The following is a 26,499-nucleotide window of genomic DNA, read 5'->3' on the forward strand; positions in this document are numbered from 1 at the left end:
AGGCGGCTGGCACCTCGAAAAACGGTCCCTATAATAGCTCCACGTTTCAAAAATGACGCTATTCCCCATTTTTTGAGGTGATATTGATGAGCACGTCACGCACGATCGAACGCACGTTTCCGTCGGTTCGCACGGTCGAAGGCGGCGGATTTATCGTCCACCGTCCGTTTCCGACCCGACTGTTGATGGACTTCGACCCGTTCCTGTTACTCGACGAGATGGGACCGGTCGACTACGCGCCGGGCGAGGCGATCGGCGCGCCCGATCATCCGCATCGCGGCTTCGAGACGGTTACCTATGTGCTCGAAGGCCAGTTCGGCCACAAGGATTCGGCGGGCCACTCCGGCACGCTGCACGCCGGCGATGTGCAGTGGATGACCGCCGGCGCGGGCGTCGTCCATAGCGAGATGCCGGATCCGGAATTCACGCGCACCGGCGGCCGCGTGCACGGCTTGCAGTTGTGGGTGAATCTGCCGCGTCGCGACAAGATGATCGCGCCGCGCTATCAGGAGATGCCGTCGGCGAGCATTCCGGTCGCGACGTCCGAGGACGGCAAGGTACGCGTCAAGGTCATCGCGGGCACGGCGCTCGGCGTGCAGGCGGCGATCGAAACGCGTACGCCGATCCTGTACCAGCATTTTTCGCTGCAACCGGGCGCGACGATCCGCCAGCCGGTGCCCGCCGACTATCGCGTGTTCGCCTACGGCCTGTCCGGCAAGGGCGTGTACGGTGAAGGCGATGCGCGCGCTGAAATCGACGCACGCACGATGATCGTGTTCGGCGACGACGGCGACACGGTCACGCTCTCGGCGGGCAACGAACCGCTAGAAGTACTGCTGCTCGGCGGCGTGCCGCTGAAGGAACCGGTGGTGCGCTACGGCCCGTTCGTGATGAACACCGAGGACGAGATCCGTCAGGCGGTGCTCGACTATCAGGCCGGGCGCATGGGTGCCATTACGCATTGATCGCACCGACCTGCGTTCATGACCGCGGCGACGAATTAACGCGCGCCGCCGCGGACTTTCATAACAGGTATCTCGCCACGTAAAGACGCAAAGGAAACGCAAAGGCGCAGCGCGCCGCCACCCGCCCCGGTTCCGCCAATCGCGCCCCCAGAGGCGCGAACGCCGGTAAATTCGGTCACAATAACGATTCATGCCCGCGCGGCGGCCTGTCATCGCAACAGGACGCGGCGCGTGGCGTTTTTGTCCCTCTTCAGGAGCGCGCATGGCAGAGTCCACCGTCACCGCCCATATCGGTTCGACGAATTTCCAGGTCATGTTCGACGACGGCAAGCACAGCTGGCTCGCCGACGAACCCGAATCGCTCGGCGGCGGCGACCGCGGTCCCACGCCGGTGTCGTTGCTGCTGTCGAGCCTCGGCGCCTGCACCTCGATCACGCTGAAGATGTACGCGCAGCGCAAGGGCTGGCCGCTCGACGGCGTGCGCGTCAAACTGTCGATGGAAACCGGCGACGCGGGCTCGACAATCGACCGCCAGATCATGCTCGAAGGCGAGCTGTCCAACGAGCAGCGGGAACGGCTATTGCAAATTGCCAATGCGTGCCCGGTCCACAAGATCCTCACGCACAGCATTTCGATCCGCTCCGCTCTCGCCGTCGCGTGATGCGGGCGTAGCCCGGACATCGTGAGAGCGGGACGCCCGCGCCAACCGGACCACGGGTATTGCAACATTTTCATAGGACGCAGTCGTCTTGAATTTCGAACACCTCATCCAGATCAACGATCCGTTGAATCCCCTCGTCGAATCGATGACCCGCGAACAATTGTGGGAAGGGCTCGTGCTACGCGCCGAGCAGCCGCAACTGTTCGTGATGGGTCTCGACAGCTGCACGATCCTGTCGCGCGCGGACAATGTGCTGGAGCGCGAGCTGCACTACGGCCAGGCCACCGTGCGCGATCGCGTCACGCTGCAGCAAGGCAAGAGCGTGCGCTACGACATCCTGCCGACCGCCGACCACGTCGGCGGCTCGCTGACGATGACGATCGAGCAGCCCGACGAACTGCAGCTGTTCCTGCGCTTCGAATACGCGACCACGCTGCCGGTCTCGACCGACCAGGACGCCGTGCAGACGCAGGAGATCGTCAAGTCGGCGTATCGCGAGAACGATATCGACACGGTGCGGCTGATTCGCCAGTACGTCGCGGCGAAACAGGAACCGGGACCGTTGCACTGAGATTGCCGCGCGGGCACCCTGCCCGCGCTTTCGCGGGGCCCGTTCAGGATGGCCCCCAGCATCGCGTAGTCCCTCTTTCAGTTACCTATCAGAAGTCGAATCCGATCAATTTCTTCAGCTTGTAAATAGGAATAGTTATCATTTAGAATCATTCCATCGAATCGACGAACAAGCTAAAACGAATGACCGATCTCACTCGCTCCTCTACGCTCAGCTTGCGCCGCCCCGCGGCCGCGCTGACCAGCCGCCCGAAATCGTCGACCACGGGCGGATCCGTCGACAAACCCGCGGCCAAACCCGCCGCGGAGCGTACCGGCGACTCGGGCGCGACATCGGAACGGGTCGTGCGCAGCGACGCGCTGCTGCAAGGCCATAGTCACATCAGCATCGTGCATAACGGCGAGACGTATCAGTTGCGGGCAACGCGCCTCGGCAAGCTGATCCTGACCAAGTAACGACGCAACATGAAGTTAGTACCGGGTATTGTGGGGACCACCTCCCAGAGAGGTGTTAGGCATTAGCCAGCCACGACGGCTTGCACGCGAGAAATAGACCCCTTCGTGCAGACACCAAGCCAGCCGTCGCAGCAAGCCAGGCCACTTTTTTGGTTCTCACCGAAAGCGGATGCGCGCAACGGCGCGAATCGCTGAAAACAGATTGAAGAAGGAAAAGAAAAAGCCGTGGGATGGCAACATCCCACGGCTTTTTTATTGGTTTCTGCTGGTTGCTCCGGCGTGAGCCAATAGCACCACGGAAGACAGCAGCTTACTTCGACGCCCAGCCCCAGAACATCAGCCACCACGCGCTATTGACGACCGCGAGCGCCGCGACGAACCACAGCATCGTCAGCGCACGCGGCACGAAGCGCTCGCTGTAGCGACGCGTGACGAGCCACGCGAGCCACGCGCTCCACGCACTGGCCACCACCAGAATCGCGATGCGCAGATCCGACGCCCACCACAGCGGCACGTGCTCGGCGCGCAGCAGCGACAGCGTCGTCGCGGACAGGCCGAGGAACACGCCCGCGCCGGCGATCGGAATCAGCCCTTGCGTCAGATGATGCAGCCGCGTCGCGTTAAAGCGCCCGAGCATGCGCGTCGCGCCGATCAGCAACAGCAGCAGCGCGGTGCCGTAGACGAGCGCCGTCGCGAGGATGTAGCCGATCAGCAGCGAGCCGTCGAGCCACGAGAACACGTCGTTCTGCTCGGGGTAATGCGTGAACAGAAACCACGGCGCGTTGGTGTCGAGCGGCCACGTGATGTCGTGATCGACGAGCCACGTCGCCGCGAACATCTTCAGATCGATGAACCAGCGCGACGCGGTCCAGTGGAACGCGCCGATCGCAATGCCGAGCAGACCGTACAGGATCAGCGCGGTGTCCCACGGGTTCGCCTGCTTGTCGCCCAGCTGTACGACTTCCGTCGACGGCTTGCGCCACGTCAGCGCAATCGCGTCTCGGTGGCCGCTACAACGGCCGCACATATGGCAGTCCGCGGCGCCCTTCATGTTGCGCAACGGCACGAGCGGCGCGCAGTTGATCGGAATCACGCGATGCCCGTGCTCGCCGTTCGTGTACGAGCGGCGCCACGCGTCTTCATCGACCTTGTAGTGAAACGGCGCGAGCCGCGACAGAAGCGAAAAAACCCCGTTGACGGGGCACAGGTATTTACACCAGACACGTTTCTCGCGGCCGTACAGCAGACCGATCACGATCGCCGCGAAGGTCGAGCCGCCCAGCACCAGCAGCACGGCCTTTGGATACTGGTAGACGCTGACCATCTGGCCGTAGATCGTCGTAATGCCGAACGCGACGAAGGGCCAGCCGCCCCAGCGCATCCAGCGCGGGATCGCCCAGCCGCGGCCGAATTTGCTCGCGAATTCGGCGAGCGCGCCCTCCGGACACAGCACGCCGCACCAGACGCGCCCGAGCATCACCATCGACAGCAGCACGAACGGCCACCAGATGCCCCAGAACACGAACTGCGCGGCGAGCGTCAGGTTGTTCCACAGATGCGCGGTGTCGTCCGGCAACGGCATCACCGCGGGCACGATGATCAGGAACGCGTACACCGCGACCACGACCCACTGAATGCCGCGAATCAGCGCGCCATGCCGCTGCATCCACTGGCCGGCCGCCGCGAGGCGGCCCGGCCGGGGACCCATCACGCTGCTCATGCCGCGCGCCCTGCCGTCTGCTGCGCCGGCTTACGACTCGCGCGACGCACCAGCAACCAGACGACCGCCCAGTACACGGCATAGGCAATCAGGTTCATCAGCGCCGGATGCGCGCGATAGCCGGTCAGCGTTGCGACGAGCGAACCGAAGGTGCTCGAGTCGTCGAGAATCGCCGACGAATTCCACAGCTGGTCGACGATCGTCGGCAGGATTTCCTTGTCGATCAGCTTGTCGACGCCGGTCTGGAACAGGCCCGCGCCAAGGAACAGCAGCATGATTTCGGTGACGCGAAAAAAGAGCCGCCACGAGAAGATCTTGCCGCCGAGCTGCAGCACGTAGAACGTGAGGAACGCGAGCGCGAGACCGATCACGACCGCCAGCATCTGGCTGCCGTCCACGTGACCGGACTGGCCGAAGCCGAGGCCGTACAGGAAGATCACCGTTTCGCTGCCTTCACGCGCGATCGCCAGCGCGACCAGCACCGCGACGCCCCACCAGTTCGAATCGCGCTGGCTCTTCTGCAGCGACTGTTCCATGTCGCGCTTGAGCGTGCGGCCGTGCTGCTTCATCCACAGCACCATCTGCACGATCAGCACGCAGGCGATCAGCACCATCGCGGTCTGGAAGTAGTCCTGCGCGTCGCCGGACAGCACTTCGGTGAAGCCGACCAGCGCCGCGCCGAGCGCGATCGCCGCGATAATGCCGGCCGCCACGCCGCCCCACAGATACGGCAAACCGCGGCGCGCGTCGGCGTCGCCATTTTTCAACCACGCGTACAGGATGCCGACGACCAGCAGCGCCTCGACACTTTCCCGCCACACGATGAACAGAATCTGACCCATTCAAGCTCTCCCTTCGATCCTTCTACTGCCCGCATCCGTTGCCCATGCGAACGGCAGCGCTCGCCTCGGGCGACGCGCTCGCGTTCGGGGCCACTGCCTACTTCGCGACGATCACGCCCTGCGCCTGCTGGTGAAAATCGTCGAAAAACTTGTATTCGCCCGGCTGCAACGGCGCAATCACGACGAACGACTCGGCGCCCGGCGCCAGAACCTTCTCTTTACGCAACTGCACGCTTTCGAATTCGGCCGCGCCCTTGCCGGTGTTGCGCACTTCGATCTTGATCCGCTGCCCCGCCGGCACTTCGATCCGGGCCGGGTTGAGCGTGCCGTCTTTCATTTCCAGCTGGAAGGTCGGCAGGTCGGCTGCCTGAGCCACGCCCGCCAGCAACAACGTGGCGGCGAACATCGCGATCTTTCGGTTGATTCCCATTAGCCTTTCCGGAAAACGCGACGCGCCGACGCCAGGTATCACCCCGCACGTCCGCGCGCCGTCTGCTGCATTCATCGATGCGGTATTAGCCGCATCGCTCGCTGCACCGCTTAATACCCACCCTTCTTGCCGATGCCGGCGAAGGTGAAGTCGTATTCGAGCGTGAACGGCTTGAACCACGGACCCACGCCGGTTTCCTTGTCGACGTGGCGGCCGAACGCCATGTGACCCGTCTGCATCGGCGGTTCGACGATCAGCTTCAGGTGGTACTTGCCCGGACCTTGCAGCTTGACGTTATCGCCGTAGTGCGGGCCATCGTTGGCGACCATCGCCATCAGGTCGCCCTTCTGCGGCTGGTTCGAGCCGGCCTTCGTCAGTTCGTAGCGCACCTGCAGATACGGCATCCAGTCGCCTTCGGCGAAACCGGTCGGATTGTTCTTGACGGCGTGGATGTCCGCTTCGAGGTGGATGTCCGAGTCCGAAGCCTTGCGCATCATGCCTTCGGGTTCCATCGTGATCGGCTGCAGGTAGACCGCGCCGATTTCCATGCCGCCCTGGATCTGCTGCTTGCCGATCGGATACTCGGCTGCCGAGGCCGACAGCGCCGCGACGGCGGCCACAGCGGCTGCACCGCCCCGCACAATTGAAGAAATCCGCATTGAAACTCCTTGTTTTTATCAGACTGGAATCGAACTCATTGGAACAGTGCGCCGCGCAAGCCAGATGTAAATTTAAATGCGAACCATTCTCAATATTGGTCGAGTTTATCATCGATCGCCAGGGAGAACAAACAGGGAAGCACGCCAGGCCTTGTGCCATCAGGGTCTTAAGGCTTGCTTAAGGAAGGCCGTGTGCGCGGGTGGAAACGGGGACGGAATCGGCGGCTCTGAGCCCGCCCGGCGACTCAAGCGGGAGCTTAAGCGCCGGCCGCGCTTGCAAGGCGCGGCGCATGGCCGCGCCCCGGTCCGGAACGACGTATGACAGGAAGACGCGGCGGGAGCCGCGTTCGCCAGGTGGGTTATTCGACGCCCGAAATATGGTCGCCGACGTTCGCGCCGAATACGCGCTGACGCAGCAAGGCCAACTGGTCGCGTGTCTGTGCGGCCTTTTCGAACTCGAGATTCTTCGCGTGCTCCATCATCTGCTTTTCGAGCCGCTTGATTTCCTTGGCGAGCTGCTTCTCGGACATGTCCTCGAACTTCGCGCGGGTCTGCTGCTCCTTCAGTTCGGCGCGCGCTTCGTCGACGTTGTACACGCCGTCGATGATGTCGCGGATCCGCTTCACGACCCCGCGCGGCACGATGCCGTTCGCCTCGTTGAACGCGATCTGCTTCGCACGACGGCGCTCGGTTTCGTCGATCGCGCGACGCATCGAATCCGTGATCTTGTCCGCGTACAGGATCGCCTTGCCGTTCACGTTACGCGCCGCCCGGCCGATGGTCTGGATCAGTGAGCGCTCGGCGCGCAGGAAGCCCTCCTTGTCCGCATCGAGAATCGCGACGAGCGACACCTCCGGAATATCGAGCCCCTCGCGCAGCAGATTGATACCGACCAGCACGTCGAACGCGCCAAGACGCAGATCGCGGATGATTTCGACGCGCTCCACCGTGTCGATGTCGCTGTGCAGATAGCGCACCTTGATGCCGTGATCGGCCAGGAATTCGGTGAGCTGCTCGGCCATCCGCTTGGTCAGCACCGTGACCAGCACGCGGTCGCCGGCCTTGACGCGGTCGTTGATCTCGGCGAGCACGTCATCGACCTGGGTGCGCGCGGGTCGCACCTCGATCTCCGGGTCGACGAGGCCGGTCGGGCGCACCAGCTGTTCGGCGACCTGCCCCGCGGTCTTCTTCTCGTAATCGGCCGGCGTCGCCGAGACGAACACGACCTGGCGCATCTTGCGCTCGAACTCGTTGAATTTGAGCGGCCGGTTGTCGAGCGCCGACGGCAGCCGGAAGCCATAGTCGACGAGGTTTTCCTTACGCGCGCGGTCGCCGTTGTACATGCCGTTCAGCTGGCCGATCAGCACGTGCGATTCGTCGAGCATCATGATCGCGTCGGGCGGCAGGTAGTCGACGAGCGTCGGCGGCGGCTCGCCGGGCGCCGCGCCCGAAAAGTGCCGCGAGTAGTTTTCGATGCCCTTGCAGAAACCGAGCTCCTGCAGCATTTCGAGGTCGAAGCGGGTGCGCTGTTCGAGCCGCTGCGCCTCGACGAGCTTGCCGTCGCTATAGAAAAACTCGAGCCGCTCGCGCAACTCGGCCTTGATGGTTTCGACCGCGCGCAGCACGGTGTCGCGCGGCGTCACGTAGTGCGACGACGGATACACGGTGAAGCGCGGAATTTTCTGCCGCACGCGGCCGGTGAGTGGATCGAACAGTTGCAGCGTTTCGACTTCGTCGTCGAACAGCTCGACGCGCACCGCCATTTCAGCGTGCTCGGCCGGGAAGATATCGATCGTGTCGCCGCGCACGCGGAACGAGCCGCGCTGGAAGTCGGCCTCGTTGCGGTTGTACTGCATCGCGATCAGCCGCGCGATGACGTCGCGCTGGCCGAGCCGGTCGCCAGTACGCAGCGTCAGAATCATCTGATGATATTCGGACGGATTGCCGATACCGTAAATCGCCGACACGGTCGCGACGATCACCACGTCGCGCCGCTCCATCAGGCTCTTGGTCGCCGACAGCCGCATCTGCTCGATATGCTCGTTGATCGACGAGTCTTTCTCGATGAACAGATCCCGTTGCGGCACGTACGCTTCCGGCTGGTAGTAGTCGTAGTACGACACGAAGTACTCGACCGCATTGCGCGGGAAGAACTCGCGGAACTCCGAATAGAGCTGCGCGGCGAGCGTCTTGTTCGGCGCGAACACGATCGCTGGGCGGCCGAGGCGCGCGATCGTGTTGGCCATCGTGAAGGTCTTGCCGGACCCGGTCACGCCGAGCAGCGTCTGGAACGACAGCCCGTCTTCGACGCCTTCGACGAGCGTGTCGATGGCCGTGGGCTGGTCGCCGGCGGGCGGATACGGCTGGTAGAGCTTGAACGGCGAGCCTTCGAACGAGACGAATTTCGATTCGTCGAGCGTATCGTCGGCTTCAGTCAGATGGTGTTCGGACATGAGAGACGGCACCGGGCCTTGGGCAAAGAACCATTCTAACGGGTTGCGGGAAGCGGAGATCGAGCGGGCTTGCGTAGGATCGAAGGCCCCGGCGGGCGGGGCTACGCGAATTCCGGTGCCTCGCACATGGCCCCGGAGTGCCTGTTTTTCAAGCAAATAATTGCCCTTTGCCCGTCTCGTCGTCCGAAAAAAGTGTCCGGATTCGTTACAATGCGAAGTTGCGCTCGCACGCCGCTGCCGCCAGGCCGTCGCCGTTTTTTGCGTTTCGCCGGCCTCGCGCCGGCCCGTTGGACCGCCGCCGACGTCCATGGCCGCGCCGCCCGCATGCGAAGCCGCCCTCTTTTCACTACTGCTGCCCACCCACCATGTCTCTGTTCTCCGCCGTCGAACTTGCTCCCCGCGACCCGATTCTGGGCCTGAACGAAGCTTTCAACGCCGATACGCGCGCCACCAAGGTCAACCTCGGTGTTGGCGTGTACTTCAATGAAGAAGGCAAGATTCCGCTGCTGCGCGCCGTGCGTGATGCGGAAAAGGCCCGCGTCGAAGCTGCACTGCCGCGCGGCTACCTGCCGATTGAAGGCATCGCCGCTTACGACGCCTCCGTGCAAAAGCTGCTGCTCGGCAACGACTCGCCGCTGATCGCGGCCGGCCGCGTCGTCACGGCTCAGGCGCTGGGCGGCACGGGCGCGCTGAAGATCGGCGCGGACTTCCTGAAGCGCATGAATCCGACCGCCAAGGTCGCGATCAGCGACCCAAGCTGGGAAAACCACCGCGCGCTGTTCGAAGGCGCGGGCTTCACCGTCGAGTCGTATCCGTACTACGACGCGCAGACGCACGGCGTGAACTTCGACGGCATGCTGAGCACGCTGAACAGCTACCCGGCCGGCACGATCGTCGTGCTGCACGCGTGCTGCCACAACCCGACCGGCGTCGACCTGAGCGTCGAGCAGTGGAAGCAGGTGGTCGAAGTCGTGAAGGCGCGCAATCTCGTGCCGTTCCTCGACATCGCCTACCAGGGTTTCGGCGACAGCATCGAAGCGGACGCGGCAGCCGTGCGTCTGTTCGCCGCAGCCGAACTGAATGCGTTCATTTCGTCGTCGTTCTCGAAGTCGTTCTCGCTGTACGGCGAGCGCGTCGGCGCGCTGTCGATCATCACCGCCAGCAAGGAAGAATCGGCGCGCGTGCTGTCGCAACTGAAGCGCGTGATCCGCACCAACTACTCGAACCCGCCGACGCACGGCGGCTCGGTCGTCGCGGCCGTGCTCGCGTCGCCGGAACTGCGTGCGACGTGGGAAGCGGAACTCGGCGAAATGCGCGACCGCATCCGCGCGATGCGCAATGGTCTGGTCGAGCGTCTGAAGGCGAACGGCGTGGGTCGCGATTTCGGCTTCGTGAACGCACAGCGCGGCATGTTCTCGTACTCGGGTCTGACGGCACCGCAAGTGGACCGTCTGCGCGAAGAGTTCGGCATCTATGCGGTGAGCACGGGCCGGATCTGCGTGGCCGCGCTGAACACGCGCAACCTCGACGTCGTGGCTAGCGCGATTGCTCAGGTGCTGAAGTAAGGTATATCGGCGGCGCGGATTTTATGCCGCGCAGTGCAGCAGATGGTTCGATGCTGCAAACGCCTGTAGAAACGGCGCTCCTTCTTGTGGAAGGGGCGCCGTTTTTTGTTGCCTGGGTCTTATTGCCTGAGCGTACGACCGAAGCGGATTCGAACGGACCTGATTCAGCGTGAATCGCGATGAATATCGTGCGTGACGAAACCCGCTTCGTTATCCGGCATCTCGAGCCAGTCGGGCTGCTCGAGCGAACGACGGATGTCCTCCAGACCGCTTTGCCAATGCTCGCGCATCGTCGACAGGCCGAACTGGAAGTCCTTGTAGTGCCCTTCGTACTCCTTGTGCCGGTAGATCAGATGGATCACGTTGTAGCGCTTCGAACATGACAGATCCTCGGCCATCTTGCACCACGGGTCGTCGCGCTGATCGACGGGCACGCGGTCCAGCACTTCGCGCAGCACATGCCGGAACCGCTGCGAGCGTTGCAGCATGTCGGTCACGAGACGGGTGCGGCTCGAATACTGGATGTCCTTCATGCGCCCCTGCACGTCGGTGATGTTGTCCGGCACCGGCCCGATCGCGCTCCACAGATCGACCTGGAACGCGAGCGTGTCGCGCCGCGGCGTGGACTGGATCACCTCGTAGAGCGGCGTATTCGACATCAAGCCGCCGTCCCAGTAGAACTGACCGTCGATCTCGACCGCCGCGAAGCCCGGCGGCAACGCGCCCGATGCCATGAAATGCTCGGGCCGCAGCGTGGTGTGCGTATTGTCGAAGTACGCAAAATTGCCGGTGCCGCAATTGACCGCGCCCACCGACACACGCATTTCGCCCGAGTTGATCCGGTCGAAATCGCACAGCGACTCGAGCGTGGCCTTCAGCGGCGTGGTGTCGTAGTAGCTGGCCATTTGCGGCGGTCCGGACACCGTGGGCAACGGCGGCGGAAAACGCGGCACGAAAAAGCCCTTTTGCCCTTCGACGATCGCGCTCATGGCCTGCGTCGCCGTAAAGGCTTTGCGCACCGCTTCACTGGAATTGAACAGCGCGTGCTCGATGAAAGCCGGCAACGGCGGTCCGAACGCCGGCTGGCAAATCGTCTCCCAGAACTGCAGCAGACGCTCGACGCGCTTCTCCGGCGGATTGCCCGCGATGATCGCCGTGTTCAGTGCGCCGATCGAAATGCCCGCCAGCCAGTTCGGCTCGATGCCGGCCTCGTGAAGCCCCTGAAAGACGCCGGCCTGGTAGGCACCCAGCGCGCCGCCGCCTTGCAGCATCAGCGCGACGGTTTCGTAGTTGGGCAACTGGGGATGCCGGCTCGACTGGGTGGACGGCGCCGGCCCGGCACCCTCCCCGTCGCCGGACACGCCCACGCGCGCCCGCTTGGGATTGCGTTGCGCCATGGGCAGCTCCTTATTGCATGTACCAGCCGTGGCTCACGATGAACGACTGACCGGTCAGCGCCGCCGTCGGGAAAGTGGACAGGAACAGCACCGTCTGCGCGACGTCTTCGACCGTCGTGAAAATACCGTCGACCGTGCCGCCCAGCATCACGCGCTTGATCACGTCCTCTTCGCTGATGCCGAGTTCCTTGGCCTGCTCCGGAATCTGCTTGTCGACGAGCGGCGTACGCACGAAGCCCGGGCAGACCACATGTGAGCGCACGTTGTGCTTCGCGCCTTCCTTCGCGAGCACGCGAGCGAGACCGAGCAGCGCATGCTTGGCCGCCACGTAAGCGGATTTCAGCGGCGAGGCTTCATGCGAGTGAACCGAACCCATGTAGATCACGATGCCGCCGCGATCGTCCTTGTACATGTGCTGGAGCGCTGCCTTGGTGGTCAGGAACGCGCCGTCCACGTGAATCGCCTGCATTTTCTTCCAATCCGCAAACGAGTAGTTTTCGATCGGATTGACGATCTGGATGCCGGCGTTGGAGATGAGAATATCGATCGAACCGAATTCCGCCGCGACCTTGTCGATACCCTGGTTGACGGCATCTTCGTTCGTTACGTCCATCGCCACGCCGATCGCCTTGCCGCCGCCCTTGCGGATTTCTTCAGCCACGGCGTTCGCGCCGTCCTGGTTCAGGTCGGCAATCGCGACCGCGGCACCCGCCGCGGAAAGAGTCAACGCAATCTGCTTGCCAATGCCGCTCGCGGCGCCAGTGACCACGGCAACCTTGCCGTTCAGATTCGTGTTCGTAGACGACATCCAGAACCTCCATGCAGTTGATGAGTAATGAGACCACAAGACCACGCGCGACGTGAAGTCGGCCAAACGGCATAGACCGTTCGACGGATACAACGCGGCGGCCAACGTTGCTATTGTGCATGAACCCTGTGACCGGCATAGGTAAAACGCACATCGGCCCGCATCTCTTTAAACTGGATGCTTTCGGGCCGGATTCCGGATCGATTTCCGTGGCATCACCTACAAGGAGACATGCATGAACTATCGACGTCTGGGCCGCTCCGGCCTGCAAGTCAGCGAGTTGTCCATCGGCTCGTGGGTCACGTACGGCAACCAGGTCGATCATCGCGCCGCGCGCGAATCGCTGGCCGCAGCGCGCGACGCCGGCGTCAATTTCTTCGACAACGCCGAGGTCTACGCGAGCGGCAAATCCGAAGAAATCATGGGCCAGGCGCTGAAAGAACTCGCGTGGCCGCGCGTGAGCTACGTGGTGTCGACGAAGTTCTTCTGGGGGCTCAACGAAGCGCCGAACCAGTATCACACGCTCAACCGCAAATACCTGCTGAACGCGATCGATCACTCGCTCAAGCGTCTGCAACTCGATTATGTCGATCTCGTGTTCTGTCATCGTCCCGACCCGAACACGCCGATCGAGGAAACGGTCTGGGCAATGAGCGATATGATCGCGCGCGGCAAGGCGCTGTACTGGGGCACCTCCGAATGGAGCGCCGACGAAATCCGCGCCGCCTACGAAATCGCCGAGCGGCATCATCTGCATAAACCGGTGATGGAGCAGCCGCAATACAACCTGTTCCACCGCAAACGCGTCGAACAGGAATACAAGCGGCTCTACGAAGACATCGGCCTCGGCCTGACCACGTGGAGTCCGCTCGCGTCCGGCCTGCTCACCGGCAAATATCGCGACGGCGTACCCGCCGACAGCCGCGCGCAATTGCAGGGCTACGACTGGCTGCGCCAGCATCTCACCGATCCGACGCGGAACAACGTGGTCGGCCAGTTGGGCACGATCGCCGACGAACTCGGCTGCACGGTCGGCCAGCTCGCGATCGCGTGGATTCTGAAGAATCCGCATGTCAGCACGGTGATCACGGGCGCGTCGCGGGTCGAGCAGATCGGCGAAAACATGCGGTCGGCCGAGGTCGCCACGCGCATCACGCCGGAGCTCAAGGCGCGCATCGAGGAGATCATCGGCGACGCTCACGAGTGAGTGCGGCAGCCGGGCCGACGGGAGAACGAGTCGTCGCGCCCGCGCGGTCGCGTACAATACGCGACCGCGCGCCGCCGGCTTCCGCCGGTTCCTGCTGATTCCTTTTCGTATCTTCGTATCGGCTTGCGCTCTTTCAGCGTCTTCTCATCATGCTCAGCTACCGCCACGCCTTTCATGCCGGCAATCATGCCGACGTTCTGAAACACGCCGTCGTGTTGCAGCTCCTAAGCTACCTCGGCCAGAAGGACAAAGCCTACTGGTATATCGACACGCACGCGGGCGCCGGCGTTTATTCGCTGAAGGAAGGCTACGCGACCAAGACCGGCGAATTCGAAACGGGCATCGCGAAACTGTGGGGGCGCAACGATCTGCCGCCGCTGTTCGCGGACTATGTCGACGAAGTCAGCGCGCTCAATGCCGATGGCCAGTTGCGTTTCTATCCGGGCTCGCCGTATCTCGCGTGGCGGCAGTTGCGCGCGCAGGATCGCATGCGTCTGTTCGAACTGCACAGCACCGAAATCGATGTGCTGCGCCACAATTTCCGCGACGCGGGCCGTCGCGCGATGCTGTACGCGGGCGACGGCTTCGACGGCATTCTCGCGCTGCTGCCGCCGGCGCCGCGTCGTGCGCTGGTGCTGCTCGATCCGTCCTATGAGGACAAGCGCGATTACACGCGCACGCTGCGTTGTGTCGAGGAAAGCCTGAAGCGTTTTCCGACCGGCACGTACGCGGTCTGGTATCCGCAGGTGAAGCGCCCCGAGTCGCAACGCTTCCCCGACCAGCTCAAGCAACTGCAGAAAGACAACTGGCTGCACGTCAGTCTGACGGTCAGCAATCCGCCCGAGGACGGCTACGGGTTGTTCGGCAGCGGCATGTTCGTCCTGAACCCGCCGTACACGCTCGCGAAAATGCTGAAGGAGCAGATGCCGTGGCTCGTGAAGACGCTCGGCGAGGACAAGGCCGCGACGTTCAAGGTCGAGTATCGCGGCAATTGAGCAGGGTGGCTGGATGCGCCGTTAGACGCGTTCCAGCTATAGCAGCTGTAGCACCAGCCGCACCGCCAAACGCGCAACCAGGCGCTCGGTGACGAGGTGTGACGGGTTCGTGCTTGCGGGTCCGCCACGCACGCCGGATGCGGTGCCGCACTTATCCACGTCACGCCAGCTCGCCGTTCCCGTTGAGGCTGCGCATACCGCCGACTACCGGCGGCCTCATGCGCAACCGACTCCTCTCCGCACTCACTTCAACTGCGCAGCCGCCCGGGTCGCGAAGTCGTTGGTATAGGTCGCGCCCAGATCGATCTTCTTCGGATCGAGCCGCGTATCGAACGACGACAGCGCGCGCAGCGACGTCTCCGGACCGTCCGCGGGCATCAGGCCATCCGGCGAATACGCGTCGCGCACGTTGTGGAATGCTTCCAGATAAAGCGCCGGGTCGCCCAGCAGATAGGCCTGCGGCACCATCTTCAGCAAGTCGGCGTCGCTCGCGGTCTGCAGCCAGTGATTCGCGCGCACGATTGCATTGGCCAGCGCCTGCGTCGTCTTCGGATTTTTCTGGATGAACGTCTCCGGCGCGTACAGCGTCGCCGCGGGCATCGTGCCGCCGAACACTTCCCGCGTGCCCTTCACCGTGCGCGTATCGACCAGCACCTTGATCGCGCCGCTGCGCGTGAGCTTGGTCATCATCGGATCGACGTTGGACAGCGCATCGATCTGCCCGCTGCCGACCGCGGCCAGCACGGTCGCGCCGCTGCCCACGCCGATCGCCGAGATGTCGCTGCGCTGCACGCCGGCCTTGCGCAACGCCACGGTGAGCACGAGATCCGTCGACGATCCCGGCGCGCTCACGCCGACCTTCGCGCCCTTGAAGTCGGCGAGCGATTTGATCTGATCCGCCTTGGCCTTCACCACGCCGATGACGATCTGCGGCGCGCGTCCCATCAGCGCGAACGCTCGATAATGCTGCCCCTTCGCCTGCATGAACAGCGTGTGCTCGAACGCGCCCGCGCCGACGTCGGCGCTGCCGCCCACCACCGCTTCGAGCGCTTTCGAGCCGCCCGCGAAATCCTCAAGCGTGACGTTCAGGCCTTCGTCCTTGAAATAGCCGAGCTGCTGCGCGGTCAGCACCGGCAGATAGTAAAGACCGGGCAAGCCGCCGACGGCCATCGTCAGCGTCGGCTTTTCGGGCGTGTCCTTCGCGCTCGCGGCGCCGGGCAGCACAGCAAGCGCAAGCAGCGCTACGCAGGCGCGCGTGGCACGCTGCATCCAGTGAATCGGCATGTCGACGTCTCCTTGTTTTTCGATCGAGAGGCGCTGTCCCTGCGCGCGGATCTTGGGCGGCAGAGCGCGAAACGATTGTCGTCGGACGGTTTCGCGGACGCCATGCGCCCAAACCCCAATGCGTCGGCGGAACGATCCGGCTTCAGCGAAACGATGAGGCAAAGCGCGCGGAAGATGGAACGACGCTGCGCGGCAACCCACGCGCAGACATGCCGGACAGGAAAGCGATGCGAAACAAGGCGACGCGCGGAACACAACGTCCAGCGCGCTTCGCCGCCTAATGCAAAGAAAATGGACCAGAGATGGACGTCGCCGTCGACCTTCCGGCGGCTCGCCCTGCTCACTGCGGAAGCGGTGTCGGCCTGGGCCTCGGACGCGGCGGCACGCCGCCACCCGCCGGTAACTGGATATACGGCGCGACCACGACCGGCGGCGACTCCTGCGGCAATTCGACGGGTGCCGCAATCGGCGGCGCAGCGACGATCGGCTGCGGCGAGGCCGGAGAGTTCAACAGCACGGAACCGCTCTGACCGTTGTTGATGCCGCCCAGCGTGTCGAGAATCACCGGGCGACGGCCATTGTCGGATTGAGCAAGCGCTTCGGGCATCGCGCAGAACATCGGCACCGCGACGACGGCCGCGGCCAGCGCAAACTGGAAAGTCTGGAGCGAACGGACGGAAGACATGGGCGGCCTCGTGAGTTATCGCGCTAGTTATCAGTTACCGTCTTCTGCGAAGAACGGCCCACCTTACCTCGCCCCACGTTGCGAAGCTAGCTGAGATTCGCCATGACCAGCTTTTTGACGCCACTGCTGCCAAAACGCGGAAAATCGCGGAATTTCCGGCCTCCAGATACGACAAAGCCCCGCTTTGACGGGGCTTGGGATGCGACTTCGATACTGCGATGGCTGCGCGACAACGTGCGCTGCCGGGTCAAACTGAAGCGAAAACTTACAGCGAGTAGCCGTTGGTTTCGAGCGAGCGGATACGCTGTTCCAGTTGGACGATATCCGACGACGATGCCAGATACGCTTCACGGCGGTCACGTTCAGCCGTTTCAAACCAGGTGCTCAGCTTTTCAAGAAGGAATGCAAACATGATGTTCTCCAAGGATCAGATCGAATCCCCGGTGATCGACATCAGGGATTTCCCGTAAAAGGGTTAACCCGAATTATAGCCGGATGGTGCAACCTGAACAGTGAAATGCCCGCATGACGCACATTCCGTTTTGGAATAAGGCACTAAAACGGTGCGTGAAAGCCGCTGATTCGATTGAAATTCTTTTGACATTGTCGAGGCAACTCATCGCGCCCCTAATTTTTACGCACATTTATGGTGCAAAATTCGACCTGTTGCGCTAGACATGCGATTTGGGTTGCACCTCGTCTTGCTACGCAGCCGTTCAGAGAGGATGACAGCCTTGTCCCGAAACCAGATCGGTATCGGCCAGCCGCTCGATGATCGGACAATCGGGCCGATCGTTGCCCTGGCAGTGGTCGGCGAGGTGCGCGAGGGTGTCGCGCATGTCGGTCAACTCGGCAATCCGGCGATCGAGTTCGGCCACATGCTCCAGCGCAATCCGCTTCACCTCGGCGCTTGCGCGCGAGCGATCGTGCCAGAGCGCGAGCAGCCGGCGAATATCCTCGACCAGAAAGCCGAGCCGGCGCGCCTGGCGGATAAAACGCAGCGAGTGCACTTCCTGCGGCCCGTATACGCGATAGCCGGCACTCGTGCGCGCCTTGGCCGTCAGCAGGCCGACGCTTTCGTAGTAGCGGATCATTTTTGCCGTGACGCCCGACGCGCGGGCCGCTTCACCAATATTCATGACTGTTCCCCCAGGATTTGAATCGATCGTACACCTTCCCACGATGGGAAGGTCAGCCACATTCGTGCGGATCGGCAGGCATAATTCGACTATCTACATTCCGATTCGCCGAGGTATCCGCAATGACAATCGAACTCCATGTCGAAGGCATGAGTTGCCAGCACTGTGTCGCCGCCGTCACGAACGCGATCCGCGAGCACGACGCCGCCGCGCAGGTTCAGGTGGACCTCGCGGCCGGCCGCGTGGTGGTGGAATCGGTCCAGCCGATCGAGGCGCTGAAGGCCGCGATCGACGAGGCCGGTTACACAGTTACGTCTACGGTCACGTCGGCGGTTACCTCCACTGCCACGGCCCCGCGCTGAACGGACTCCGATCATGTTCAAGGTTGCGGTCATTGGCGGCTCCGGGATGCTGGGTCGCGCGCTCGTCGACGAACTGACCCGGCAAGCCGGCTGGCAGGTCGTCGCCACGGCGTTCAGCCGGCCGTCGCCGCAGACGGTCGCGCTGGATATTCGCGACGCCGTGGCGGTCGAGCGCTTCATCGAGCAAAGCGCGCCGCACGCCGTCGTGATCGCGGCGGCGGAGCGCCGTCCCGATGTCTGCGAGCACGATCCGGCACTGGCCCGCGCGCTGAACGTCGACGCGGTGCGCACGATCGCCGCGGCGGCAAACCGGCGCGGCGCGTGGACACTGTCGATCTCCACCGACTACGTGTTCGACGGCAGCCACCCGCCCTATCGACACGACAGCACGCCCGCGCCACTCAACGCGTACGGTCGCAGCAAGCTCGAAGGCGAGCGCGCGCTGGCTGACGCCACCGATTGCGGCTGCGTGCTGCGTCTGCCGTTGCTGTATGGGCCGATCGTCGGCTGGTCGGAGTCGGCGGTGACGAGTCTCGTGCCGGCGATCGCCGCGTCGGCCGCGCCGAACGGCCAGCCCGCCACGATGGACGCGTGGGCGATCCGTTATCCCACCTTCACGCCCGACGTCGCGTTCGTGATCCGGCAAATGCTCGAGCGGCATGCGCGCGGCGAAACGATCACGGGCATCGTGCAATGGTCGGGCGACGAACCGATGAGCAAGTACGAGATCGCCGTGCGTCTCGCCGAAGCGCTGCGGCTCGACGCGCATCTGACGCCGCAACACACGCCGACGGATGCGACGCCGCGCCCGCACAACTGTCATCTGGCGTCGAGCCGTCTCGAGACGTTGGGCATCGGCCGGCGCACGCCGTTCGATACCGCGATCCGGCAGGTGCTGGACGCGTTTCCGTGGCACGGCGACGCGAGTTGAACGACACCCATTGAGAGAGCCGCCGGGTCTGTCCGCGGCCGGTTTCGATCAATGGAAATCGCGGCTCGCCGTGGCCAGCTCACCGAGCCATTCGCTGTAGTCCACGAGCCGATGGGCGACGAGATGCACCACCTCGCCCTGCTGGGGGCGCCGGCTTTGCGCGTTTGCCGCGCCGCTGCCTCCGTCTTCACCCCTCTCTTCGTCTCCGTTACCGCGCCGGTCCGCGTCCTTCGCGCGAGTCGTGTCGCCGGTATCGCGAGCGCCGGTCGTCACGCCATCGTCGCGCTGCACGACGCCATAGACCGCGAGCAGCGACGCCCCCAGCAACGCCTTGCGCTGCTTTTCCACCAGCGACGGCCAGACGATCACGTTGACCGAGCCGGTTTCGTCCTCGATCGACACGAAGATGGTGCCGTTCGCGGTGCCCGGCCGCTGCCGCACGGTCACGATGCCGCACGCGCGCGCGAGGGTGCCGTGGCGGCACGTCGCGAGTTCGGCCGCGGTGCGAAAACGCTGTTGCGCGAGACGCGAGCGCAGCAGCGCAAGCGGATGACGATTGAGCGTCAGACCGAGGCTCGCGTAATCGTCGACGATCTCGCGCTGCTCGCTGGCCCGCGGCAATGCCAGCGACGCCTCCGCGATCGGTGCATCGCGCAACAGCTTCGGCACCGTGTGCTGCGCGGTCACCGCCCACCACGCCTCGCGCCGATGACCGGCGATGCTGGCCAGCGCGTTCGCCGCGGCGAGCGCTTCGAGGTCGCGCCGCGTCAACGCCGCGCGGCGCGCGAGATCGTCGACGTCGACAAACGGCGCGTCACGCCTGGCGATCACGATCCGTTCAGCGGCCTCCCGCACGAGGCCCTTGATCAGATGCAGGCCGATACGCACCGCGGGGCCGCGCGCACCGTAGGTGCCGAACGGCTGGAACACGCGCGCGTTCAGCCGCCGCGCCGCGCGTCGGATCGTCCGGCTCGCCTTCAGATGCGGCGCGGCCAGGTTGCGCAGTTGCTGCGCGGATCGCACCGCGTACTGTCGATGCAAACGGGTCGCGTCCGCATCGATACGCTGCCCTTCGGCATCGCGCTGCTCGAAACCCGACTCCCAATCGCTTAGCGTCACATCCGGCGGCAGGACCTTGACGCCGTGACGCCGCGCGTCCTGCACGAGTTGCGACGGCGAATAAAAACCCAGCGGCTGACTGTTTAGCAGCCCCGCCAGAAAAGCGGCCGGCTCGTAGCGCTTCAACCACGCGCTCAGATAGACGAGCAACGCGAAACTCGCGGCGTGGCTCTCCGGAAAACCGTATTCGCCGAAGCCTTCGATCTGCTGGCAGATGCGGTCGATAAACGCCTGCTCGTAGCCACGCCTGAGCATGCGCTCGGTCAGGTCCTTCTGATACTTCGCAAGGTTGCCGCTGCGTCGCCATGCGGCCATCGCGCGCCGGAGTTTGTCGGCCTGCTCGGCCGTGTATTCCGCCGCGACCATCGCCAGATGCATCACCTGCTCCTGGAAGATCGGCACGCCGAGCGTGCGCGAGAGCACCGGGCGCAATTCGTCTTTCGCGTAATCGACCGGTTCGAGCCCCTGCTTGCGACGCAGATACGGATGCACCATGCCGCCCTGAATCGGCCCGGGTCGCACGATCGCCACTTCGATCACAAGATCGTAATACTCGCGCGGCTTCAGACGCGGCAGCATGCTCTGCTGCGCGCGCGACTCGATCTGGAACACGCCGATCGTATCGGCATGGCCGCACATCTCGTAGACGGCGCGATCCTCGCGGGGAACGTCCTGCACCCTGAAGCGCGGAAAACCGCGTCGCAGCGCGACGAATTCGAGCGAGCGCCGGATCGCCGACAGCATGCCGAGCGCAAGCACGTCGACTTTCAGCAGCTTCAGCGCATCGATATCGTCCTTGTCCCACTCGATCACGCTGCGGTCTTTCATCGACGCGTTCTCGATCGGCACGAGTCGCGACAGCCGGTCTTTCGCGATCACGAAGCCGCCGACGTGCTGCGACAGATGCCGCGGAAAATTGCGCAACTCCTTCGTGAGCAGGATCAGGTTCTGCGTGATGTGCGAGTTCGCGTCGAAGCCGGCCTCGGCCAGATAGGCGGCCACCGCGTCGGGGCCGTCCCACCACTGCTGCGACTTGCTGAGCCGCTCGATCAGCGACGCTTCGAGACCCAGCGCCTTGCCGACGTCCTTCAGCGCGCTGCGCGAACGGTAGGTGATCAGCGATGCCGTCAGCGCCGCGCGATGGCGGCCGTACTTCGCGTAGATGTACTGGATCACCTCCTCGCGCCGCTGATGCTCGAAGTCGACGTCGATATCGGGCGGCTCGTTGCGCGCGCGCGAGATGAAACGCTCGATCAGCATGTTCATATTGACCGGATCGATTTCCGTCACGTGCAGGCAATAGCACACGACCGAATTCGCCGCCGAGCCCCGCCCCTGGCACAAAATATTGCGGGAGCGCGCGAAGCTCACGATGTCGTGCACGGTCAGAAAATACTTTTCGTATTTCAGATCGGCGATCAGGCCCAGCTCCTTCTCGATCTGCCGGATCCGCTTCAGGTCGATACCGTGCGGCCAGCGCTCCATCGCGCCGGCCATCACCAGCTTGCGCAGATAGCTCGACGGCGATTCGCCGGCGGGCACCAGCTCTTCCGGATATTCGTATTGCAGCTCGGCAAGCGAGAAGCGGCACAGCGCGGCGACGCGCAGCGTTTCTTCGAGCGCCTCGCGCGGATACAGCTTGCCGAGCCGCACGCGCGTGCGCAGATGCCGCTCCGCATTGGCTTCGAGCGCGTAACCGCAATCCGACAGCGGCGTGCCGCGGCCGATCGCGGTCAAGGTGTCCTGCAGACGCTTGCGCGAGCGCGCATGCATCAGCACGCCACCCGCTGCGACGAGCGGCAGACCGCTTGCCTGCGAAATCATCCGCAACGCGTCGAGCTGCAGATCGTCGCTGCCGGTTTGCCAGAGTTCGAGCGCGAGCCACGCGCGCGGCGCCGCAAACGACGCGAGCCAATGCGCACAGCGCAGCGTGTGCGACAGCGTCGCCGAGCGTTGCGGCACGAGCAGCAGCACGCAATCCGGCAAGCCTTGCAGATGTTCGAGATGCGGCAGCGAAGCGGTGAAATCGTCCGGACCGATGCGATAGCTGCCTTTGTCCGCGCGCGAGCGCGCGAGCGTGATCAGCTCGGAAAGATTGCCGTAGCCGTTGCGATTGGTCGCGAGCGCGACCAGCGTGCAGAAAGGCTGGCCGTCGGCATCGGTCAGATGGAATTCGCTGCCGATAATCAGGTGGGGGATGGGGTTGGTGGTGGTTTTGTTGTCTTCTGCGTGTGCTTCTATGTGTGCTTCTGCGTGCGCTTCTGTGGACTCTCCGGCTGCCTCGGTTGCGCCCTCTTCTGGCGAGAGCGTCACGTTGCCAGCCTCTTGCTGCGAAGATGCCGCGGCCTGCTGCGCCTGCTTCTGCGCTTTCTTCTCGCGCTCCTCCCGCTCCTCCGCGATTTCCCTGACCGCCGTGTGAGCGCGCACGACGCCCGCCAGCGAACATTCGTCGGTAATCGCCAGCGCGCTATAGCCGAGCGCCATAGCCTGCGCGACCAGTTCGTCCGGATGCGAGGCGCCGCGCAGAAACGAAAAATTGCTCAGACAATGCAGCTCCGCATACGCTGGAAGCTGACCGGTGGGCATCGACTGCGAAGGGACGGACGGTGCGGAACTCATCATCGCGCTCAACCAAACAGGCCCTGCAAATACCACTCGCCCTTGATGCGCTCGCGATACACCCAGAACATGCGACCGCGATCGTCGGCCGCGATGTAGTAATCCCGTTCAACGAGATTGCCGTCCCACCAGCCCGCCTCGATCCGTTCGGTGCGTGTGAGCATTTTCAGCGGCCGGCGATAGATCGGCCGCTGATCTCGCACCATCAGCCGCAGCGGCCGCTCGAGCAGCCACAGCGGACGCGGCTGCGCCGGCAACGCGCTGTCGGGGAGATCGAGCGAAGCCTGGGCGTTGTGATCGGATGGCGGCGACACGACGGCATTCGCTGCGTCGGCCGATACGTCTGCAACCGACGTTGTCACGACGGCTTGCGCTGACGTTTCGCCGCCTTCCCACGCCTCTTCCTCTGCGGCCTTGCGCAGCTCGTCGGTCAGCCAGGTTTTGTCCGCCCTGGGCTTGACGCGATCCTTCGCGGACACACGCTGTCTGCGCGAAAACGCCTGCGCCTGATAGGCCTCCACGCGCATGGCCCGCTCTGGACGATGATCCTCCTGCGGCGACATCTGCAGCACGTTCTCCGCTCCCAGCCGTGCGCTCAGGCGTTCGAGCAGCCGCGCGAGCGAATCGCCATCCGATTCGGGCATCGGGAACAGCGTGTCGGCCTGCCCCGCATAATCGACGATCTGATCCGCCACCAGCTTCAATTCGATGACCGGCGCCGCCAGCGTCGTCTGGTTCAGCTTTTCGCGCAACAACCAGATCAGATGCTCGGCGTCGCGCGAAGGAACCGCCCACGCGACCTTCAGACTCGACGTCTTCGCCGCATGACGCGACGCCAGTTCGTGCTCGAGCAGCAACGTATAGCTGCTGAGCGCTGCATGATGCGCGCTCAGCCAGCCGGCCAGTTGCGCGATCAGGCGACGCGCGGCGAAGAGAAGCGCATCGGCGTTATCGACCCGCGACGGCAACTCCAACTGCGCATGAAACGACGCCGGCGCGCAAAACGATTCGCGGGGGTCGGCCAACGTGCCGTACGCCTGGGCGAGCAGATCCAGAATGCCGCCACCGAAGCGACGCACGATGCCTGCACGCGGCAAGCCGCGCACATCGGCGAGCGTCGCGCAGCCGACGTGCGAGAACGCGTCGCGCTGCGTCGGCTCGAGCGGCAGCAACGCGACGGACAGGCTATCGAGCACGCGTGCGAGCGATGCCTCCTTGACCACATGCCAGCGACGCCCCTGCCGGCACGCACGCGCCTGCGCCAATAGCCACGCTCCCCAGGCAGTCGGCGCGCAGGCGATACGCGCCGTATAGCCGAACTCCGCCACCGTCGCCGACACGCGCGATAGCAGCGCGCGCAAGCCGCCAAACAGACGCAGGCCGGAACCGACTTCGAGCAGCAGCGTGTGCGCCTCGGCAAGCGACACCTTGGGCGTGTAGCTGAGCAAGGACAATGCGATCGCTTCGAACGCCTGGGTTTCGCGAGCGGCATCGGCGCTCAGCAGCGTCAAGCCCGGCGCCAGCGCGAATGCATACGAGCGCGAGTGCCCCACCCGCACACCTTCGCGCAAGGCGGCAAGATCGGGCATCAGGACGTGCGCGTGATCGGCGAGGGCATAACAGCTACGCGCGCTGGAATTCGCGATGGCCTGGGACTGGCTTGCGCTGTCGGGCGATCTAGACGGATTCGGTTTCGCGGACGAACCATCCGGACACAGTACGAACGGTTTCACCGCTTCCAGCGGCAACAGCGGTAAGGTGACTGCGATCCACAACATGTTTGACCTCTGCGCATTGACGACTGGTGCCCTCCTTTTCCGGCAACATGACGCTCCGTAACGGCAACACGAGACGAAGCGGCTGGGCCAGCGGTGGTCCGCGGCGTTTGAAGATATCGATCGACACCCCCACCTCCGTCAACCACTCGCGACGATTGATCTTCTCCGCGTTGGCCGGCAGGTGCGGCTCGCAGATCATTCGCAACGGTGCTGGCGAAGATTGCGAAGCCGTCTCCATAGGACGGATCAGGAAGGCCAGCGCTGTTGACTCCTGAGCGGCCACCTGCAGACGCCGAATCTTGTCGGCGCGCGCACTCGGCAACCACGCCAGGACTGCGCCGACGGCATGCTGCTTCAATGCCTGAGTGGCGGCCCAGAGCGCCTGATCCTCGGTCGAACGCACCCACAGAACCCGCCCGACATCGATCCCCCAAGCCTGGAGCGCGGCGACACAGGGCTGATAAGGCGGTGCCACGAGCATGACGTAGCGACCGACCTGCTGCGTCAGATGACGGAGCGCATGGGCCAGCAAACGAACCTCGCCGACGCCAGGATGTTCGATCAACAGCTCCGTCAGTCCCCCTGCCGACCAGCCCTGCCCCGGCAATAAACGATCAAGTGCGGCATAGCCGCTGGAAATGACGTGCGAGTCTGAACCGGCCAGTTCATCGCCTTGCCATAACTGACGCTGTAATTGCGATGACAGGGTTGTCGTCGCGAGCTGGAGTACGGCTGCCATAGATACATTCGTTGGGCGGAGATGCCCTGCCTTCGCAGGGATTAGACGCCTCGCCGCTTTGAGCGGGATGCGTCACCCTCTCAAGCGATAAAGCAGACAAAATTTCCACTTTTTCACCCAAGTAGGCGCTATATGCGGCCAATTCCTACAATATTGAATTTTATAGGGCCGGATTTGGCCACCCCCTAATACTGTATATTTATACAGTATTTCGTGACGAATGTTAAGGATGGAAGCGTAGAAAAGAGGTAACCGCCAGCGACCTCAAGCTGAAGCTCTACCGAGTTCGGCAGCTTGAAAATAATCAGTTTTACTAATGATTAATGGCGACGCTTTGCTACGAGCCATCGAAAGTCCGACGTACTTTATTTGCTCCGACAGGCCTGCGGATGATTCGGTTGGCTCTTCGTGCGAGCTGACAATGATTTATCGCGTAGCTTCAGTGCTTGAACTTACGTCACGGGGGCCTAGGGAATTTCGCGTCAACATCCGATGGGATGCTTAAAGAAGCTCGAGATGAATCAACACTGCGTATGCGGATGAATAAAGAAGACGCTTCGCGAATCTGATAGACAAGTCACGAACTTCAGCCCGGATCGGGTCGATTTCACAGCGGATCGCACGTGGCGCTCACCGCGCACGGGCGCATCGTATCCGGTATCGATGACGCTCAGGACCGGCGCGCTGACGTGGCAACTCGATCCGCTGATGGACGATCAGGAACTCGACTCGCGGGAATCGACGGGGGCGGTGTACTGGGAAGGCGCGGTGCGTGTGAAACGCGGCCCTGCCGAGGTGGGACGTGCGTATCTGGAACTGACGGGCTACGCGGACGCGCTGCGGACCGGTGGGCGGTAAAGGAAGGTGTGGCGCTGAAGCTGATACGTTTCGCAGCGCATTGCGCTGATTGCCAGCTCAGCGTCCGCTTTATGGCGGCCGTAAACGCAAAAACCCCACCTTTTCGGGGTGGGGTTTTCGACTGAAGAGGAGCCTGACGATTACCTACTTTCACACGGGCAATCCGCACTATCATCGGCGTAGAGTCGTTTCACGGTCCTGTTCGGGATGGGAAGGGGTGGGACCGACTCGCTATGGTCATCAGGCATGACTTGTTG

General features: G+C 63.5%; 23 protein-coding genes, 1 rRNA gene and 1 pseudogene. 10 read left to right on the top strand and 15 right to left on the bottom strand.

The window, feature by feature from the left end; all coding sequences use genetic code 11:
* Positions 1 to 86: 86 nt before the first annotated feature.
* The 4 genes from HHL14_RS31135 (at position 87) to hemP (ending at position 2,652) form a co-directional block, all read left to right on the top strand.
* Positions 87 to 965, top strand: a complete 879-nt coding sequence (locus HHL14_RS31135) for a pirin family protein (protein ID WP_169501445.1) — start codon at positions 87 to 89, stop codon at positions 963 to 965.
* Positions 966 to 1,227: 262 nt separating this feature from the next.
* Positions 1,228 to 1,626 carry an OsmC family protein gene (locus HHL14_RS31140; protein WP_169501446.1) on the top strand — a complete coding sequence of 133 codons (399 nt, stop codon included), beginning with the start codon at positions 1,228 to 1,230 and terminating at the stop codon, positions 1,624 to 1,626.
* Positions 1,627 to 1,714: 88 nt separating this feature from the next.
* Positions 1,715 to 2,197 carry an SRPBCC family protein gene (locus HHL14_RS31145; protein WP_169501447.1) on the top strand — a complete coding sequence of 161 codons (483 nt, stop codon included), beginning with the start codon at positions 1,715 to 1,717 and terminating at the stop codon, positions 2,195 to 2,197.
* A 182-nt stretch (positions 2,198 to 2,379) separates the two neighbouring features.
* Entirely contained in the window at positions 2,380 to 2,652 is a 273-nt protein-coding gene (gene hemP, locus HHL14_RS31150) for a hemin uptake protein HemP (RefSeq protein ID WP_169501448.1), read from the top strand.
* A gap of 310 nt (positions 2,653 to 2,962) precedes the next feature.
* Here hemP and HHL14_RS31155 read toward each other — a convergent pair whose 3' ends face one another.
* The 5 genes from HHL14_RS31155 to uvrB form a co-directional block, all read right to left on the bottom strand.
* A complete protein-coding gene (locus HHL14_RS31155) occupies positions 2,963 to 4,372 on the bottom strand; it encodes a 4Fe-4S binding protein (RefSeq protein WP_169501449.1) in 1,410 nt (469 codons plus the stop codon).
* Positions 4,369 to 5,214, bottom strand: coding sequence for an FTR1 family iron permease (locus tag HHL14_RS31160; RefSeq protein ID WP_169501450.1), 846 nt, complete (start codon positions 5,212 to 5,214; stop codon positions 4,369 to 4,371). Before HHL14_RS31160 ends, HHL14_RS31155 begins: the two co-directional genes overlap by 4 nt.
* A 97-nt stretch (positions 5,215 to 5,311) precedes the next feature.
* Positions 5,312 to 5,644 (bottom strand): cupredoxin domain-containing protein, encoded by a 333-nt coding sequence (locus tag HHL14_RS31165; protein ID WP_169501451.1) that lies wholly within the window; start codon positions 5,642 to 5,644, stop codon positions 5,312 to 5,314.
* A gap of 110 nt (positions 5,645 to 5,754) precedes the next feature.
* The gene (locus tag HHL14_RS31170) at positions 5,755 to 6,303 is read right to left on the bottom strand and encodes an iron transporter (protein WP_169501452.1); all 549 of its coding nucleotides are present in this window, start codon (positions 6,301 to 6,303) and stop codon (positions 5,755 to 5,757) included.
* Positions 6,304 to 6,662: 359 nt separating this feature from the next.
* On the bottom strand, positions 6,663 to 8,756 hold the full coding sequence (uvrB, locus tag HHL14_RS31175; RefSeq protein WP_169501453.1) for an excinuclease ABC subunit UvrB: 2,094 nt from the start codon (positions 8,754 to 8,756) through the stop codon (positions 6,663 to 6,665).
* Between the two features lie 365 nt (positions 8,757 to 9,121).
* Here uvrB and HHL14_RS31180 point away from each other — a divergent pair, with 365 nt between their 5' ends.
* A complete protein-coding gene (locus HHL14_RS31180; RefSeq protein WP_169501454.1) occupies positions 9,122 to 10,321 on the top strand; it encodes an amino acid aminotransferase in 1,200 nt (399 codons plus the stop codon).
* A 164-nt stretch (positions 10,322 to 10,485) separates the two neighbouring features.
* On the opposite strand, the gene HHL14_RS31185 is transcribed toward HHL14_RS31180, so the two are convergent.
* Entirely contained in the window at positions 10,486 to 11,718 is a 1,233-nt protein-coding gene (locus tag HHL14_RS31185; protein WP_169501455.1) for a DUF3734 domain-containing protein, read from the bottom strand.
* 10 nt (positions 11,719 to 11,728) lie between these two features.
* Positions 11,729 to 12,526, bottom strand: coding sequence for a 3-hydroxybutyrate dehydrogenase (locus HHL14_RS31190; protein ID WP_169501456.1), 798 nt, complete (start codon positions 12,524 to 12,526; stop codon positions 11,729 to 11,731).
* Between the two features lie 235 nt (positions 12,527 to 12,761).
* Here HHL14_RS31190 and HHL14_RS31195 point away from each other — a divergent pair, with 235 nt between their 5' ends.
* Both HHL14_RS31195 and HHL14_RS31200 read left to right on the top strand, forming a co-directional pair.
* Positions 12,762 to 13,733: a potassium channel beta subunit family protein gene (locus tag HHL14_RS31195; protein WP_169501457.1), complete on the top strand. Its 972-nt coding sequence runs from the start codon at positions 12,762 to 12,764 to the stop codon at positions 13,731 to 13,733.
* A gap of 149 nt (positions 13,734 to 13,882) precedes the next feature.
* Positions 13,883 to 14,728 carry a 23S rRNA (adenine(2030)-N(6))-methyltransferase RlmJ gene (locus HHL14_RS31200; RefSeq protein WP_169501458.1) on the top strand — a complete coding sequence of 282 codons (846 nt, stop codon included), beginning with the start codon at positions 13,883 to 13,885 and terminating at the stop codon, positions 14,726 to 14,728.
* 243 nt (positions 14,729 to 14,971) lie between these two features.
* Here the strand turns inward: HHL14_RS31200 and HHL14_RS31205 are convergent, their stop codons facing one another.
* From HHL14_RS31205 to cueR, 4 genes are all read right to left on the bottom strand, one after another.
* Positions 14,972 to 16,012 (bottom strand): ABC transporter substrate-binding protein, encoded by a 1,041-nt coding sequence (locus tag HHL14_RS31205; RefSeq protein ID WP_169501459.1) that lies wholly within the window; start codon positions 16,010 to 16,012, stop codon positions 14,972 to 14,974.
* Between the two features lie 340 nt (positions 16,013 to 16,352).
* Positions 16,353 to 16,697, bottom strand: coding sequence for a hypothetical protein (locus HHL14_RS31210; protein ID WP_169501460.1), 345 nt, complete (start codon positions 16,695 to 16,697; stop codon positions 16,353 to 16,355).
* A gap of 265 nt (positions 16,698 to 16,962) precedes the next feature.
* The gene (locus HHL14_RS31215) at positions 16,963 to 17,109 is read right to left on the bottom strand and encodes a DUF3563 family protein (RefSeq protein ID WP_169501461.1); all 147 of its coding nucleotides are present in this window, start codon (positions 17,107 to 17,109) and stop codon (positions 16,963 to 16,965) included.
* A gap of 304 nt (positions 17,110 to 17,413) precedes the next feature.
* Positions 17,414 to 17,836, bottom strand: coding sequence for a Cu(I)-responsive transcriptional regulator (gene cueR, locus HHL14_RS31220; RefSeq protein ID WP_169501462.1), 423 nt, complete (start codon positions 17,834 to 17,836; stop codon positions 17,414 to 17,416).
* 122 nt (positions 17,837 to 17,958) lie between these two features.
* Here cueR and HHL14_RS31225 point away from each other — a divergent pair, with 122 nt between their 5' ends.
* Both HHL14_RS31225 and HHL14_RS31230 read left to right on the top strand, forming a co-directional pair.
* Entirely contained in the window at positions 17,959 to 18,198 is a 240-nt protein-coding gene (locus HHL14_RS31225; RefSeq protein WP_169501463.1) for a heavy-metal-associated domain-containing protein, read from the top strand.
* Between the two features lie 13 nt (positions 18,199 to 18,211).
* A complete protein-coding gene (locus tag HHL14_RS31230; RefSeq protein ID WP_169501464.1) occupies positions 18,212 to 19,129 on the top strand; it encodes a dTDP-4-dehydrorhamnose reductase family protein in 918 nt (305 codons plus the stop codon).
* A 48-nt stretch (positions 19,130 to 19,177) separates the two neighbouring features.
* Here the strand turns inward: HHL14_RS31230 and HHL14_RS31235 are convergent, their stop codons facing one another.
* The 3 genes from HHL14_RS31235 to imuA are packed head-to-tail and all read right to left on the bottom strand — an operon-like array spanning position 19,178 to position 25,384.
* The gene (locus HHL14_RS31235) at positions 19,178 to 22,834 is read right to left on the bottom strand and encodes an error-prone DNA polymerase (protein ID WP_407945321.1); all 3,657 of its coding nucleotides are present in this window, start codon (positions 22,832 to 22,834) and stop codon (positions 19,178 to 19,180) included.
* A gap of 41 nt (positions 22,835 to 22,875) precedes the next feature.
* A complete protein-coding gene (locus tag HHL14_RS31240) occupies positions 22,876 to 24,645 on the bottom strand; it encodes a Y-family DNA polymerase (RefSeq protein WP_169501466.1) in 1,770 nt (589 codons plus the stop codon).
* On the bottom strand, positions 24,545 to 25,384 hold the full coding sequence (gene imuA, locus HHL14_RS31245) for a translesion DNA synthesis-associated protein ImuA (RefSeq protein WP_169501467.1): 840 nt from the start codon (positions 25,382 to 25,384) through the stop codon (positions 24,545 to 24,547). Before imuA ends, HHL14_RS31240 begins: the two co-directional genes overlap by 101 nt.
* Before the next feature lie 558 nt (positions 25,385 to 25,942).
* On the opposite strand from imuA, the pseudogene HHL14_RS31250 reads away from it, so the two are divergent.
* Positions 25,943 to 26,242, top strand: a pseudogene (locus tag HHL14_RS31250) (lipocalin family protein); the annotation flags it as partial.
* A gap of 131 nt (positions 26,243 to 26,373) precedes the next feature.
* Here the strand turns inward: HHL14_RS31250 and rrf are convergent.
* Positions 26,374 to 26,487, bottom strand: a 5S ribosomal RNA gene (rrf, locus tag HHL14_RS31255).
* Positions 26,488 to 26,499 lie beyond the last annotated feature (12 nt).

Origin of the sequence: Paraburkholderia antibiotica (assembly GCF_012927125.1) — a bacterium.
Taxonomy (GTDB): Bacteria; Pseudomonadota; Gammaproteobacteria; order Burkholderiales; family Burkholderiaceae; genus Paraburkholderia; species Paraburkholderia antibiotica.